The organism is Pseudomonas sp. BAY1663 (assembly GCF_000582595.1).
Classification (GTDB): domain Bacteria; phylum Pseudomonadota; class Gammaproteobacteria; order Pseudomonadales; family Pseudomonadaceae; genus Stutzerimonas; species Stutzerimonas stutzeri_AF.
On record NZ_AZSV01000102.1, the window covers coordinates 1 to 13,638 of the forward strand.

General features: G+C 67.3%; 9 protein-coding genes and 4 pseudogenes. 4 read left to right on the top strand and 9 right to left on the bottom strand.

The window, feature by feature from the left end; genetic code table 11:
- From BAY1663_RS26090 to BAY1663_RS19970, 8 genes and pseudogenes are all read right to left on the bottom strand, one after another.
- The coding region (locus BAY1663_RS26090) for an ESPR domain-containing protein (RefSeq protein WP_218186689.1) at positions 1-318 on the bottom strand (318 nt) is incomplete at its 3' end.
- A gap of 299 nt (positions 319-617) precedes the next feature.
- The gene (locus BAY1663_RS19940; protein WP_256206906.1) at positions 618-1,334 is read right to left on the bottom strand and encodes a helix-turn-helix domain-containing protein; all 717 of its coding nucleotides are present in this window, start codon (positions 1,332-1,334) and stop codon (positions 618-620) included.
- A gap of 171 nt (positions 1,335-1,505) precedes the next feature.
- Positions 1,506-2,359: pseudogene (locus BAY1663_RS19945) on the bottom strand (ABC transporter permease).
- A gap of 111 nt (positions 2,360-2,470) precedes the next feature.
- Positions 2,471-3,700 (bottom strand): ABC transporter permease, encoded by a 1,230-nt coding sequence (locus BAY1663_RS19950; protein ID WP_037044151.1) that lies wholly within the window; start codon positions 3,698-3,700, stop codon positions 2,471-2,473.
- A gap of 57 nt (positions 3,701-3,757) precedes the next feature.
- Positions 3,758-4,825 (bottom strand): ABC transporter substrate-binding protein, encoded by a 1,068-nt coding sequence (locus BAY1663_RS19955; protein WP_256206908.1) that lies wholly within the window; start codon positions 4,823-4,825, stop codon positions 3,758-3,760.
- Between the two features lie 54 nt (positions 4,826-4,879).
- Positions 4,880-5,986: pseudogene (locus tag BAY1663_RS19960) on the bottom strand (ABC transporter ATP-binding protein); the annotation flags it as partial.
- 249 nt (positions 5,987-6,235) lie between these two features.
- Positions 6,236-7,432: a class I SAM-dependent rRNA methyltransferase gene (locus BAY1663_RS19965; protein ID WP_037044153.1), complete on the bottom strand. Its 1,197-nt coding sequence runs from the start codon at positions 7,430-7,432 to the stop codon at positions 6,236-6,238.
- A gap of 103 nt (positions 7,433-7,535) precedes the next feature.
- The gene (locus BAY1663_RS19970; protein ID WP_037044155.1) at positions 7,536-8,075 is read right to left on the bottom strand and encodes a type 1 glutamine amidotransferase domain-containing protein; all 540 of its coding nucleotides are present in this window, start codon (positions 8,073-8,075) and stop codon (positions 7,536-7,538) included.
- Positions 8,076-8,262: 187 nt separating this feature from the next.
- Between BAY1663_RS19970 and BAY1663_RS19975 the strand changes: the two genes are divergently transcribed.
- From BAY1663_RS19975 to BAY1663_RS19990, 4 genes and pseudogenes are all read left to right on the top strand, one after another.
- Positions 8,263-9,069 carry an HDOD domain-containing protein gene (locus BAY1663_RS19975; protein ID WP_164838479.1) on the top strand — a complete coding sequence of 269 codons (807 nt, stop codon included), beginning with the start codon at positions 8,263-8,265 and terminating at the stop codon, positions 9,067-9,069.
- 215 nt (positions 9,070-9,284) lie between these two features.
- Positions 9,285-10,096: pseudogene (gene mutM / locus BAY1663_RS19980) on the top strand (bifunctional DNA-formamidopyrimidine glycosylase/DNA-(apurinic or apyrimidinic site) lyase).
- A 113-nt stretch (positions 10,097-10,209) separates the two neighbouring features.
- A complete protein-coding gene (locus tag BAY1663_RS19985; protein ID WP_037044160.1) occupies positions 10,210-10,551 on the top strand; it encodes a hypothetical protein in 342 nt (113 codons plus the stop codon).
- A gap of 101 nt (positions 10,552-10,652) precedes the next feature.
- Positions 10,653-12,489: pseudogene (locus BAY1663_RS19990) on the top strand (Na/Pi cotransporter family protein).
- Here BAY1663_RS19990 and BAY1663_RS19995 read toward each other — a convergent pair.
- Positions 12,473-13,638 (bottom strand): gamma-glutamyltransferase family protein (locus BAY1663_RS19995; RefSeq protein ID WP_037044163.1); only part of this gene is annotated, 1,166 nt, incomplete at its 5' end. The pseudogene BAY1663_RS19990 and the gene BAY1663_RS19995 sit on opposite strands and share 17 nt — an antisense overlap.

Consider the following 13,638-nt stretch of genomic DNA (forward strand, 5'->3'; position numbering starts at 1 on the left):
CCAGCGCCAGGTGCCGCCCGCGCGCCGGGCCGAGGCGCCACGCTTGCCGCGCCGGCTGGCATGTTCGCTGGCGACGTTCCATGCGCCCAACGCGTGGTTCCAGATGACGTTGAAGACTCGGTTCATGCCTCCCCCCTTGTTAGCGCTGCCCGATAGCGGTTGCAGCCGGACAGGGTGCGGAGGGGAGAGGGGCTTTTCTTGATAGAGTTTGCTGTCTTTCGCCTGGCTGTTGCGGGCTGCGAAGGCTCCATGCCGGGCTTGGCGGGAGGGACGGACGCGGAGGCGCCAGTCCATGGGCAATCGATGGGTTGCACCCATCCTATGGCAGGGCGCTTGCGCCGTTATCGGGCCTGTCTTTCAGCCTTCCAGCCTGATGGTCACATCCAGCCATTTCTCGCCGCCGCGGTCCAGCCAGGGTGGTCGCCGGTAGCGCTCCAGGGCGCCCGGCCCGCTGGCGCCGAAGCGCTCGCCGGAACGCGGTCCCCAGACCGAGCCGATGGTGCGGTAGACCGGGAAGATGTGGCTGTAGGGCGCGCGGTGTTCCAGGCAGGCGAAGCGCGCGGCCGGCAGGCTCAGGCGCGAGAGGGCCGGATGCTCGAGGCCGAGGCCGGTATCGATCAGGCACAGTCGTAGCGCACCAGGTCGTTGGGGGTGATTTCCGGGTTGTCCTGGATGATGCCGATGGCCTGGAGATCGGCCAGGGGGAAACCGGCTTGCTCGAGAATTTCGGCGAAGCGCTGCCAGTTTTCCTCGACCCGCGCATAGCTGCCATAGAAACGCATGGCCAGCACCGGCTGCGACGGAAACGACGCCACCCGCACCTGGCCGACCCGCGGCTCGTCTTCCGGCGCCAGTGGTGTGGAAGCCTGGCGGGCGAACTGGCGGTACTGGGTCGGCACCAGGCCGAACTGGCGGTGGAAGGCGCGGATGAAGGCCTCGTGGCTGGCATAGGCCACCGACAAGGCGATCGACAGTACCGACTGCTGGCTGATGATGAGGAAGATCGCCGCCTGGTCCAGGCGGGTGCGCCGCAGGTATTCGCCGGGGCTTTCGCCCATCACCTCGAGAAAGCGGCGCTGGAAGCGCGACGGGCTCAGGTTGGCGTGGGCGGCGATGCGATCGAGGCTGAGCGGCTGGTCCGCCCGGGCCTCGATCAGGCGCACCGCCTTGATGACCCGCGGGTCTTCCAGCGATCGTGGTGGCAGCCTGTCGCGCTGCTGGGGCTTGCGCGAGCCGGCCGGCGGCTCGTCGAACAGCAGTGCCAGCTCCTGTTCGATCAGGCGGGATTCCAGGTCGACGGAAGACAGGCCGGGTGGTGGTTCCAGGTTTGTCATGGCCTCTCCTTTTCGAGAAGGCGCGATGGCGGCCGCCCCCGGCTGCCTGCGCCAGGGCCGACTATGCATAAGCGCGGCGGGGATGGCTATCTGGCGGCCAGGGCCTCGCTCGTCAAGCGTGACGGCCGTCGCACTCTGACTGATCTGGCGCCAGCCCGAGCTGGCGTGGGCCTACTCGATCAGCTCTATGCCGCGCAGGCGTTCGGCGCGGCGGCGCAGCAGCTCGATGGTCACCAGCAGGGCGATGGAGACCAGGATCAGGAGGGTGGCGATGGCAGGATGCTCGGGTTGATCTGCTCGCGCAGGCCCGAGAACATCTGCCGCGGGATGGTGCGCTGCTGCGGACCGGCCATGAACAGCACTACCACCACTTCGTCGAAGGAGGTGATGAAGGCGAACAGCGCGCCGGAGATCACCCCGGGGCGGATCAACGGCAGGATCACGTCGAGGAACGCCCGCAGCGGCGAGGCGCCGAGGTTCAGCGCGGCGCGCACCAGCGAATAGTCGAAGCCGGCCAGCGTCGCGGTGACGGTGATGATCACGAACGGCGTGCCCAGCGCCGCATGGGCGATGATCACCCCCAGGTGGCTGCCGGCGAGGTTCAGGCTGGAGTAGAAGAAGAACATCCCGGCCGCGGTGATGATCAGCGGGACGATCATCGGCGACAGCAGCAGCGCGGTGATGAAGCGTCGCAGCGGCATGTCCTCGCGGGCCAGGCCCACCGCCGCGCAGGTGCCGAGCACGGTCGCCAGCAGGGTGGCGAAGAAGCCGATGACGAAGCTGTTCCTGATCGCCAGCAGCCAGCGCGGGTCATTGAACACCTGCTCGTACCAGCGCAGCGACCAGGCCTCTGGCTGCAGGCGGAGCATGCCTTCGGTGAAGCTGAAGAACGGCTCGGCGTTGAACGACAGCGGCACGATCACCAGGATCGGCAGGATCAGGAACAGCAGCACCAGCCAGGAGAATAGCTTGAGCAGCCGGTTGCCCAGGTGATGCCAGAAGCCGTAATAGGATGGGGTTTTCATTGCATGTCATCCTGAGAAATAGCTGTAAGCCGCAAGCTTCAAGCTTTAAGTAAGAGCAAAGGCGGAGCGGCCCTGGCTTTAAGCTTGTGGCTTGAAGCTTGCCGCTCGATATCATCCGAGTTTGATGCTGCCGGCACCGACGAAACGGTCGTACACCCAGTACAGCAGCAGGATCAGCGCCAGCAGCAGCGAGCCCAGCGCGGCGGCCAGCTCCCAGTTGTTCGACGACTGCATGTGGAAGGCGATGATGTTGCTGATCATCTGCCCGTCGGTGCCGCCGACCAGCGCCGGGGTGATGTAGTAGCCCACCGAGATGATGAACACCAGCAGCGCGCCGGCGCTGAGTCCCGGCAGGGTCATCGGGAAGTAGATGCGGGCGAAGGCCGGCAGCGGCCGGGCACCGAGCGAGAGGGCGGCGCGCAGGTAGCTGGGGTCGATGCCGCGCATCACGCTGTACAGCGGCAGGATCATGAACGGCAGCAGGATGTGGGTCATCGCCAGCACGGTGGCGAACGAGGTGTAGAGCATCTCGAACGGTGCGGCGATCAGGCCGATGCCCTGCAGGAAGCTGTTGATCACGCCATTGGTCTGCAGCAGCGCGATCCAGGCGGTGGTGCGCACCAGCAATGAGGTCCAGAACGGCAGCAGCACCAGCACCAGCAGCAGGTTGGCGCGGTTGCTCGGCAGGCTGGCCAGGTAGTAGGCCAGCGGATAGCCGAGCAGGGCGCAGAGCACGGTGATAGTCAGCGCCATCTTCAGCGTCTTGGCGTAGAGCTGGCGGTAGATCTCGGTGTCGCGGGCCTGGATGCCGCGCTCGGGATGCAGTTCCAGATCCAGGGCAGTCAGGTAGTAGTGGTAGGTGTAGACCTCGCCGGCGCGCTGGAGGGTGCGCCAGGTCTGCGCCTGCGACCAGTTGCGATGGGCCGCGAGCAGGGTTTCGACGCCCTGCTGCGCAAGCTCCTCGGGCTCCAGTCGGCCGACCCGCCGGGCGCTCGCCTTGACCACGCTGGACATGCCGGCCTGCATCCGGTTGAGCTCCTCGGCCAGCTTGCCGGACTGGCGTGCCTTCGCCAGCCCGTGCAGCTCCTCGACGAACACCGCCAGGGTGGCGGGCTCCGGCATGTCCGTGCCGTCCCACCGGGCGAGCCGCTCCAAGGTGGCGGGAATCAGCTCGGCGACGGTGGGGTGGTAGACGCTGCGCCAGAGCATGCTGGCGATCGGCGCGACGAAGCTCAGCAGGATGAACAGCAGCAGCGGCGCGACGAAGGCGAAGGCCAGCAGGCGCTTCTTGCGCCGGCTGGCGCCGGCCTGGCCGGCCTCGACACGGGTCAGGGCGGTCAAGACGATACTCCGCGGCGGCGCCCCTGCGCGGGCGCGAAGGGGCGCACGACGATCACTTCAGCAGCCACTCGTTGAAGCGCTCGCCGAGGCTTCGCCATGGTCGGCCCAGAATTCCGAGCCGGCCTGGATGCCCTTGTCCAGGTGCGCGGTCGGCAGGTGCGGCGCGGCGCTCTGGTCCGCCAGCGGCATGGACGACTTGCGCGTCGGGCCGTAGGCGACGTCGGGCATGCCGGCCAGTGGCTTGGACTGGGTGGCGTAGGCGATGAACTTGAAGGCCAGCTCCTTCTTCGGCGTGCCCTTGAGCACGGCCCAGGCATCGAGGTCGTAGACGTGGCCGTCCCAGACGATGACGAAGGGCTTGCCTTCCTGGCGGATCGAGTCGTAGAAGCGCCCGTTGGCCGATTGCACCAGCACTGCGCCGCCGTCGTTGAGCAGCTGCGGCGCCTGCGACCAGGATTCGAACCAGACGATGTCCTTCTTCAGCGTGTCGAGCTTGGCGAAGGCGCGCTGCTGGCCCTCCGGCGTGCCGAGCACCTCGTAGACCTCCTCCGGCGCCACGCCGTCGGCCATCAGTGCCCACTCCATGTTTACCTGCGGGCGCTTGCGCAGGGCGCGCTTGCCGGGAATCCTGGCGGTGTCGAAGAAGTCGGCCAGGGTCTCGGCCTTGGTGCCGCCGATGGTGCGCTCGTTGTAGGCGAACACCACCGACCAGACGATGTTGCCGATCGCGCATTCGCTGGCCAGCGCCTCGGGGATGAAGTCCTCGGCGGCCGGCGTGCCGTCCTCGCCCGGCGGCAGGATGTCGCGCGGCACGTCTTCCAGCAGGCCTTCGGAACAGGCGCGTTCGAGGTCGATCACCTCGAAGTCGACCACGTCCCACTGGACGTTGCCGGACTCCACCTGTGCCTTCATCTCGGCGATGCCGCCGGAGTAGTCCTCGAACAGCACTCGGACGCCGGTGTCCTTCTGGAACGGGTCGATGACGTGTTTCTGTTGCGCCGCGCCGTAGGCGCCGCCCCAGGACACCACCGTCAGCGACTCCTGGGCGCTGGCGGTCAGGGATGCCGCGGCCAGCGCGGCGCTCAGGGCGAATGCGGAAACGCTGGTAGTCAGTGATCTAGCCATGTGTGTGCTCCGTTGCCTGTTTGCAGTGGGGTGTTGCGGTGTTACAGGGGGTTTGGGGGCTTCCTGCCCATCCAGGGCCTGGCTGTCCTGCGGTAGCCAGGCCAGGGCAATTTCGTCGCCTGGCGCGAGTCGCGGCGCCGAACTGTCGTTCATGTTCTTCACCACCAGCTCGCTGCCGTTGGCGGTCTCGAAGTGGTAGCGGATGTATTCGCCGACGTAATGGCGGCTGACGAAGCGCGCGCGGATCCGGTTGCCGGTATCGCCCAGGTGCTCGGTGAAGGTGAGTTTCTCCGGACGGATCGACACCGTGGTCGGCTGGCCCACCGCGCAGCAGTCGACCTTCAGCGCGCTGACCAGGCCGCCGTCCTCCAGGCGCACGCGGACGCTGCCGTCGTCGACCGCCTCGATCGCGCCGCGCAGCTTGTTGCTCTCGCCGATGAAGTCGGCGACGAACAGGTTGGCCGGGCGCTCGTAGAGCACGTTGGGCGGCGCGCACTGTTGCACCGTGCCCTGGTCGAACACGGCGATGCGGTCGGACATGGTCAGCGCCTCGGTCTGGTCGTGGGTGACGTAGATCACCGTGAAGCCGAGCTGGTCGTGCAGGCGCTTGATCTCGAACTGCATCTGCTCGCGTAGCTTCTTGTCCAGCGCGCCGAGCGGCTCGTCCATCAGCACGATGTCGGGGGCGAAGATCAGCGCGCGGGCCAGGGCCACGCGCTGGCGCTGGCCGCCGGACAGCTGCGCCGGGTAGCGGCCGCCGAAGTGCTGCAGTTCGATCAGCGCCAGGTATTGCTCGACGCGCCGCTCGATCTCCTCGCGTGCTTGCTTGCGGATTTTCAGCGGGTAGGCGAGGTTCTCGCGGATGGTCATGTGCGGAAACAGCGCGTACTGCTGGAAGACCATGCCGATGTTGCGCCGGTAGGGCGCGATGCTGGTGACCGGGCGGCCGTTGATCAGGATCTCGCCGCTGGTCACGTCCTCGAAGCCGGCGAGCATCATCAGGCAGGTGGTCTTGCCCGAGCCGGAGGGGCCGAGCAGGGTGATGAACTCGCCCTTGGCCACGTCCAGGTTGAAGTCCTTGACCACCAGTGTCTTGTGGTCGTAGGTCTTCTTCACATTGCGAAACTGCAGGAACGGTCGGTCCCCGGCTTGATCGTCCATAACCTTTCCCTATGCCTTGGCAACGGCAGGGCCCGTATCCGTTGCGCACAGCAGGCCGTTCACGGTTGTTGTGGTCGTTGTTCGAGTAACGGCGGGAAGCAATAAGCACGCCAGCGCAAAGGCCGGGCGCATCGAAAAGCAGCGTCCCCTGCAGTTCAGCCTAGACCAGACCAGGCGTTGCGCGAGTCGCGATGGCGAGCGGGGCGCGAATGCACCTGCCGGGCGGATGCACCCGGCAGGTGCGGCTGCTCAGGCGTTGGGCAGGATGCGGCAGGTCAGGCTCTTGATGTAGCGCGTCTCGGCGATCGCCGGGTGCACCGGATGGTCCGGGCCCTGGCCGCCGCGTTCGAGCAACTGGATGTTGCGGTCCAGGTGGCGGGCGCTGCCGAGCAGGATGTGCTGCAGGTCGTCCTCGGGCAGGTGCATCGAGCAGCTGGCGCTGACCAGGATGCCGTCCTTGCCGAGCAGGCGCATGGCGGTCTCGTTGAGGCGGCGGTAGGCGGCCTCGCCGTTCTTCAGGTCCTTCTTGCGCTTGATGAACGCCGGTGGGTCGGCGATCACCACGTCGAAGCGCTCCTCGGCGGCCTTGAGCTCCTTCATCGCGGCGAACACGTCGCCTTCGACGCAGGTGAGCTTCTCGGCCACGCCGTTGAGCGCGGCGTTGCGCTCGGCGCCGTCGAGGGCCATCCCGGAGGCGTCGACGCAGAACACCTCGCTGGCGCCGAAGGCCGCGGCTTGCACGCCCCAGCCGCCGATGTAGCTGAACAGGTCGAGCACCCGCTTGCCCTTGACGTAGGGCGCCAGGCGCGCACGGTTCATGCGGTGGTCGTAGAACCAGCCGGTCTTCTGGCCCTGCAGCACCGGCGCCTCGAACTTCACGCCGTTCTCCTCCAGCGCCACCCATTCCGGCACTACGCCGTAGGCGGTGTCGACGTAACGCTCCAGGCCCTCGGCGTCGCGCGCGCTGGAATCGTTCTTCCACAGCACGCCGGCGGGCTTGAGCACCTGCAGCAGCGCTTCGAGCACGGCGTCGCGGTTGCGCTCCATGGTCGCCGAGGCGAGCTGGACCACGAGGATGTCGAAGAAGCGGTCGACCACCAGCCCCGGCAGCAGGTCGGAATCGCCGTAGACCAGGCGGTAACAGGGCACCTCGAACAGCCGCTCGCGCAGCCCCAGGGCGACCTTGAGGCGGTGCACCAGCAGCGACTTGTCCAGGCTGTGCTTGAGGTCGCGCGACAGCAGGCGGGCGCAGATCAGGTTGTTCGGCGACACGCCGACGATGCCCAGCGGCTTGCCGCCGGCGGCTTCGAGGATCGCCTGGTCGCCGGCGGCGAAACCCGCCAGCGGCGTCGCCGCGGTGTCCACTTCGTTGCTGTAGACCCACAGGTGGCCGGCGCGCAGGCGGCGATCGGCGTTGGCTTTGAGACGCAGGCTGGGCAGGGTCATCGGCGAGGCTCCCGGAAAAAGGCGGGCATTTTAAACGAGAGCGGCAAGCTGCAAGCCACAAGCTGCAAGAAAAAGCTTCGCGAGCTCGGCGCTTGGCGCTTTGTCAGCCCCCCAGCGCTGCGACCAGCGCCTTGCCGAAGGCCGGGATGTCGTCCGGCTTGCGGCTGCTGATCAGCTGGCCGTCGATCACCAGCTGTTCGTCGACCCAGTCGGCGCCGGCGTTCTTCAGATCGTCGGCCAGCGACGGCCAGCTGGTCATGCGCTTGCCGCGTACCAGGTCGGCGGAGATCAGCAGCCAGCCGCCGTGGCAGATCACCGCGATGGTCTTGTCGGTGCGCGCCGCATCGCGCACCAGTTCCTGGGCCATTTCGTCGGTGCGGATGGTATCGGCGTTGACCACGCCGCCGGGCAGCAGCAGCGCGTCGTAGTCCTCCATGCGGATGGCGTCGAAGGTGTGCTCGACGCCGAAGGTGTCGGCCGGGGTGGTGTGGTTCCAGCCGGTGACCTTGCCCGGCCTGGCGGACACGATGTCGACCCGCGCGCCGGCGTGTTCGAGGGCCTGCCTGGGGCCGGTCAGTTCGACCTGCTCGAAGCCGTCGGTCACCAGTGCCGCCACGCGCTTGCCTGTCAGGGGATGAGCCATGAGTGTGCCTCCGTCTATGTTCCCGGGCCCGCGGAATGCGGGTCACTTGAAATCGGACCTGCATCTCGGCCAAAGTTCGCACTTGCGTGCCGCTGGCACTTTGCCTTCTCCGTCCGTTCCGAGCGCCCTTCCCATGGCCGTTGAACTCACCGCCGAACAGATACGCCGGGTGCTGCAGGGCATCAGCGTGCCGCCGCAACCGCAGATCATGGTCGACCTGCAGATGGAGCAGGTCATGCCAGTGCCGGACCTCAAGGCCATTGCCCGGCTGATCAGCCAGGACCCGGGGCTGTCCGGCGCGCTGCTGAAGATCGTCAACTCGCCTTATTTCGGCCTGGCCAACCGCATCGCCTCGATCCAGCAGGCGGTCAACCTGCTGGGCTGCGATTCGGTGATCAACCTGATCAACGCGCAGTCGATCAAGGGCGAGATGAGCGATGAGACCATCGTCACGCTCAGCCGCTTCTGGGACACCGCGCAGGATGTCGCCATGGCCTGCCTGACGCTGGCCAAGCGCATCGGCTACCAGGCGCCGGACGAGGCCTACACCCTGGGGCTGTTCCACAATTGCGGCATCCCGCTGATGCTCAAGCGCTTTCCCGGCTACATTGCGGTGCTGGAGGAGGCCTATGCCAGCACCGGCGCCGGCCAGCGCATCGTCGACGTCGAGAATCGCGTGCTCAGCACCAACCATGCGGTGGTCGGCTACTTCACCGCCAAGTCGTGGAACCTGCCGCTGCACCTGTGCGATGCCATCGCCAGCCATCACAATGCGCTGTCGCTGTTTTCCGACGATTCCGGGCGTGATGCGCAGATCAAGACGCTGCTGGCGATCCTCAAGATGGCCGAGCACATCTGCGCCTGCCACCGGGTGCTGGGCGACCAGGCCGAGGACCACGAATGGGAGAGCATCGCGCAGCTGGTGCTGGAATACGTCGGGCTGTCGGAATACGACTTTCTCTGCCTCAAGGAAAGCATCCGCGAGCTGGGGTAATAAAGCAGCAGAAGCTCAAAAGCATCGCCGCGAGGGCGCGCCCACAAAGCAGCGAGCATCCACCGAACCCTTGTGGGAGGCCCGACCTCGGGGCGATGCAGTCCGCAGGACTGCCAAGTCCGAAGCTCGAAGCCGGGGCAATGTTTGGCTTCCAGCTTCAAGCTTCCAGCTCATGCTAGGATTTCCCCCTTTTCGCTCCAGCCTGCCGATTCGCCATGCCCGAACTCCCCGAAGTCGAAACTACCCGCCGCGGTATCGCGCCGCATCTCCTCGGCCAGCGCGTCGACCGGGTGATCGTGCGCGACCGGCGCCTGCGCTGGCCGATTCCCGAGGATCTGGACGTGCGCCTGTCCGGTCAGCGTATCGAGGCGGTTGAGCGGCGCGCCAAGTACCTGCTGATCCGCTTCCAGGCCGGCACGTTGATCGTCCATCTGGGGATGTCCGGCAGCCTGCGCCTGGTTGATGCCGGTCTGCCGCCGGCCAAGCACGAGCACGTCGACCTGCTGCTCGAATCCGGCCAGGCGCTGCGCTATACCGATCCACGCCGCTTCGGCGCGCTGCTGTGGAGCGACGATCCGCTCAACCACGTGCTGCTCGCCAGCCTCGGCCCGGAACCGCTCGGCGAAGCTTCGATGGCGAACGACTGTTCCGGCTGTCGCGCGGGCGCAGCATGGCGGTCAAGCCGTTCATCATGGACAACGCCGTGGTGGTGGGTGTCGGCAACATCTATGCGAGCGAGGCGCTGTTCGCCGCCGGCATCGACCCGCGCCGGCCCGCCGGCAGCATCTCGCGGGCGCGCTACCTGAAGCTGGCCGAGGCGATCAAACGAATTCTCGCCATGGCCATCGAGCGCGGCGGCACGACACTGCGCGATTTCGTCGGCGGCGACGGCAAGCCGGGTTATTTCCAGCAGGAGCTGTTCGTCTACGGGCGCGGCGGCGAGTTCTGCAAGCGTTGCGGCGCGACCCTGCGCGAGATCCGCCTCGGCCAGCGGGCCAGCGTCTATTGCGGCCATTGCCAGCGCTGAAGCCGGCAACTGCCCGGGCATTGACGGTGTTCACGCTCGGGATGCCCTGGCCGCTGCTATAGTGGCCGCTACAACTAAAATTGCCGCGTTTCGCACAGCTGAAGGACCACACCATGAACCTGTTCCGCTCCACCGCTGTTGTCTTGGCTCTGACCACTGGCCTGCTGGCGCTGCCGGCCCAGGCGGAAACGGTCCAGCAGAATGCCAGTGGCGATCCTCTGTATACCGTCGAGGCGCCGAAGGCCTATTCCATGATCGGCGACCTGATCATCGCCCGCCCGCTGCTGATCGCCGCCACCGTCATCGGCGCCGGTGTGTTCGTCGTTAGCCTGCCGTTCACTGCGCTGGGCGGCAACGTCAGCGAAGCTGGCGAGGCGCTGGTGGTCGAGCCGGGCAAGGCGGCCTTCGTCCGCTGCCTGGGCTGCACCGCCAGCGGCTACGACACCCGCAATTGATCGGCATCATCCGCGCCGCGACCGGCAGGGCCTGAACCTTCCGGTCACGGTGCCGTTGCAGTAGGCTTCGCCTCCCATTGCGTATTGCGAAGCCCCCCGCCTTGAACAGACGCTCCGTCAAGCTCCTCCTGCCCATAGCCGGTGTGCTGGCATTGTCCTGGTCGTTCTGGGCCAGTGGCGGCTGGCTCGAACTCTGCGCCGGGCTGGCGCTGTTCCTGTTCGGCATGCAGTGCCTCGAAGAGGGGCTGCGCGAGCTGGCCGGCAGCAAGCTCGAACAGCTGCTGGCGCGCAGCACCGCGACGCCATTCAAGGGCCTGCTGTTCGGCGTCGGCGGCACCATGCTGCTGCAGTCCAGCACGCTGGTTTCGTTGCTCACCATCGCTTCATCAGTACCGGCCTGATCCAGCTGGCCGGTGGCGTCGCCATTCTGTTCGGCGCCAATCTCGGCTCGACCACCGGCATCTGGCTGCTGGCGTTGGCCGGGCAGAATGTCAGTCTCAGTCCGCTGGCCTTGCCGTTGCTGGTATTCGGCGTGCTGGCGAGCTTCACCGGCGACAAGGGCAAGGCCGCCGGGCGCATCGTGCTCGGCATTGCTTCATCTTTCTCGGCATCGACCAGATCAAGAGCGGCTTCTCCACCTTCAGCAGCGCGCTGGATCTGTCCGCCTACCATGCCGGCGGCCTGGCCGGGCAGCTGCTGTTCGTGGCGATCGGGCTGTTCGCCACTGTGGTGCTGCAGTCCAGCCACGCCACCCTGATGCTGACGCTGACCGCCCTGGCCAGCGGCCAGCTGGATCTGGCCCAGGCCTTGGCGACCGCCATCGGCGCGAATGTCGGGACGAGCGTCACCACCGCCTTCGTCGGCTCGCTCGGCGGCAACCGCAGCGGCCAGCGCCTGGCGCTGGCGCACGTGCTGTTCAATATCACCACCGCCGTGCTGGCCCTGGCCCTGCTGGTGCCGCTGACCTGGCTGGTGCAGTGGCTGGCCGCCCCGCTGGGCCTGGGTGACAACCGGCTGATCCAGCTGGCGCTGTTCCATTCGCTGTTCAATGCCATGGGTGTGCTGCTGTTCTGGCCCTGGCAGACGCAACTGGCCGACCTCTTGCTACGCCTGCTGCCCGAGCGGGCCGAGCCGGCGGTACTGATCACCGAGCTAGCGTCGGCGCTGCCGGAACGGGTGACCCATGCCCGTTATCTCAACGATCGCGCGCTGGATTCCGCGGATGCCGCCGCCAGTGCGGTGGCCCAGGAGCTGCAGCATCTCGCCCGGCTGAGCCTGGAGGTGATCTGCCACGCCATCTACCTGCCGGTCGAACAGCTGCGCCAGCAGGGGCGGATCGACGAGGCGCTGATCCATGCGCGCCCGGAAGCGCAGGCGCTGGATGCCGAGCAGCTCTACCAGCGCCATATCAAGGGCGTCTATGCCGACCTGCTGACCTTCATGGGGCGCCTCGAGCTGCCGCTGGACGAAAGCCACCAGGCGTTCTGGCTGAGTTGCCAGGTCGCCGCCCTGCAACTGGTGGATGCGGTCAAGGATGCCAAGCACCTGCAGAAGAACCTCGGCCACTACCTGCGCCAGGACGAGTCGGCCGCCCGCCAGGCCTATGTCGAACTGCGCCGCCACCTGCTCGAGGCGCTGCGGGAAATCCGCACGCTGAACCATTCCGAGCTGCCCGACGAACTCTGGCGCGAGCGCCTGAACTGGCTGGACGAGCGCGCTGCGCGGTTCGACGGCGAATTTCGCCAGCGCCTGTTCGAGTCGGTGCGCAACCAGAAGCTGGACGGCCTGCAGACCAGCTCGCTGATGAACGACCTGGGCTACGCCAGCCGCATCATCCAGAGCCTGCGCAACGCGCTGCTGCTGGGCGAGGGCTACGAGCTGACCCGGCAGTTGCGACAGCTGGGCGAGGACGAGGGGCCGGTCATTCTGCAGGTGTGAGGGCCGGAACCCGCAGCGCCTGGCCGATCCCGCGCGGGTCGCTGGCGGCCTGCACCGTGCCGCTCGGCTTGTGCCAGTAGAGCACCTGCTGGTTGCCGTAGTCGCGTTCGATCAACTGGGGCTGGTGGCCGCGTGCGCGTAGCGCTTCGAGTTGCGCCGGCGTGAAGGCATCGGCCTCGTATTGCAGCACGTCCGGCAGGTACTGGTGGTGGTAGCGCGGCGTGGCCGGCCAGGCCTGCACCGGTTCGCCATCCAGGTAGGACAGGATCGAGAGCAGCACCATGCTCGGGATGCGGCTGCCGCCGGGCGTGCCGAAGGCGGCGAATTCCTCGGCGCTTTCGATGAAGGTCGGGCTCATGCTCGACAGCGGGCGTTTGCCGCCGGCGATCGCATTGGCACTGCTGCCTTTCAGGCCATAGGCATTGCTGCCGTCGATATCGGCGGCGAAGTCGTCCATCTCGTCGTTGAGCAGCACCCCGGTGCCGGGCACGGTGAAGGCGGCGCCGAACATCATGTTCAGCGACAGGGTCGCGGCCACCGCATTGCCTTCGACGTCGATCACCGCGAAGTGGGTGGTGTGCTCGCCCTCGCGCCAGCGCGGCGCCGGCGGCAGCGCGCTGCTCGGGGTGGCGTGTTCGCGGTCGATGCCGGCGACGAGCCGGCCGAGGTAGTCATCGGACAGCAGCCGGGCCAGCGGCGCGGCGACGAAATCCGGGTCGCCCAGCAGCGTGCGGTCGCGGTAGGCGCGGCGCAGGGCCTCGACCACCAGGTGGCTGCGCTGCAGCGGCTCGGCCTCGCGCCAGGACAGCCGCTCGAGCATGCCCAGGCTCTGCGCGAGGATCAGCCCGCCGGCCGAGGGCGGTGGTGCGCCGATCAGGGCGCGGCCATCGGCGAGGGCGAAACGCAGCGGTTCGCGCTCGACGGTGCGGTAGTCGGCCAGGTCTGCGAGCGACCAGATGCCGCCGGCGGCACGCACGCCTTCGACCAGTTTTTCCGCGACTTCGCCGCGATAGAAGCCATCGTGGCCGTGGGTCGCGAGGCGCTCCAGGGTCGCGGCCAGCTCCGGCTGGCGCAGCCGGTGACCCTCGGCGGGCAGTTCGCCGGCGACGAGGAACAACCGCGCGCTTTCGGCGTCGTCGCGCAGCGCCG

Bases quoted from the DNA above. Each gene is read 5' to 3' on its own strand.
- BAY1663_RS19955 (WP_256206908.1), bottom strand. From the start codon at position 4,825: ATGGCTAGATCACTGACTACCAGCGTTTCCGCATTCGCCCTGAGCGCC.
- BAY1663_RS19970 (WP_037044155.1), bottom strand. From the start codon at position 8,075: ATGGCTCATCCCCTGACAGGCAAGCGCGTGGCGGCACTGGTGACCGAC.
- BAY1663_RS19985 (WP_037044160.1), top strand. From the start codon at position 10,210: ATGAACCTGTTCCGCTCCACCGCTGTTGTCTTGGCTCTGACCACTGGC.
- BAY1663_RS19940 (WP_256206906.1), bottom strand. From the start codon at position 1,334: ATGACAAACCTGGAACCACCACCCGGCCTGTCTTCCGTCGACCTGGAA.
- BAY1663_RS19965 (WP_037044153.1), bottom strand. From the start codon at position 7,432: ATGACCCTGCCCAGCCTGCGTCTCAAAGCCAACGCCGATCGCCGCCTG.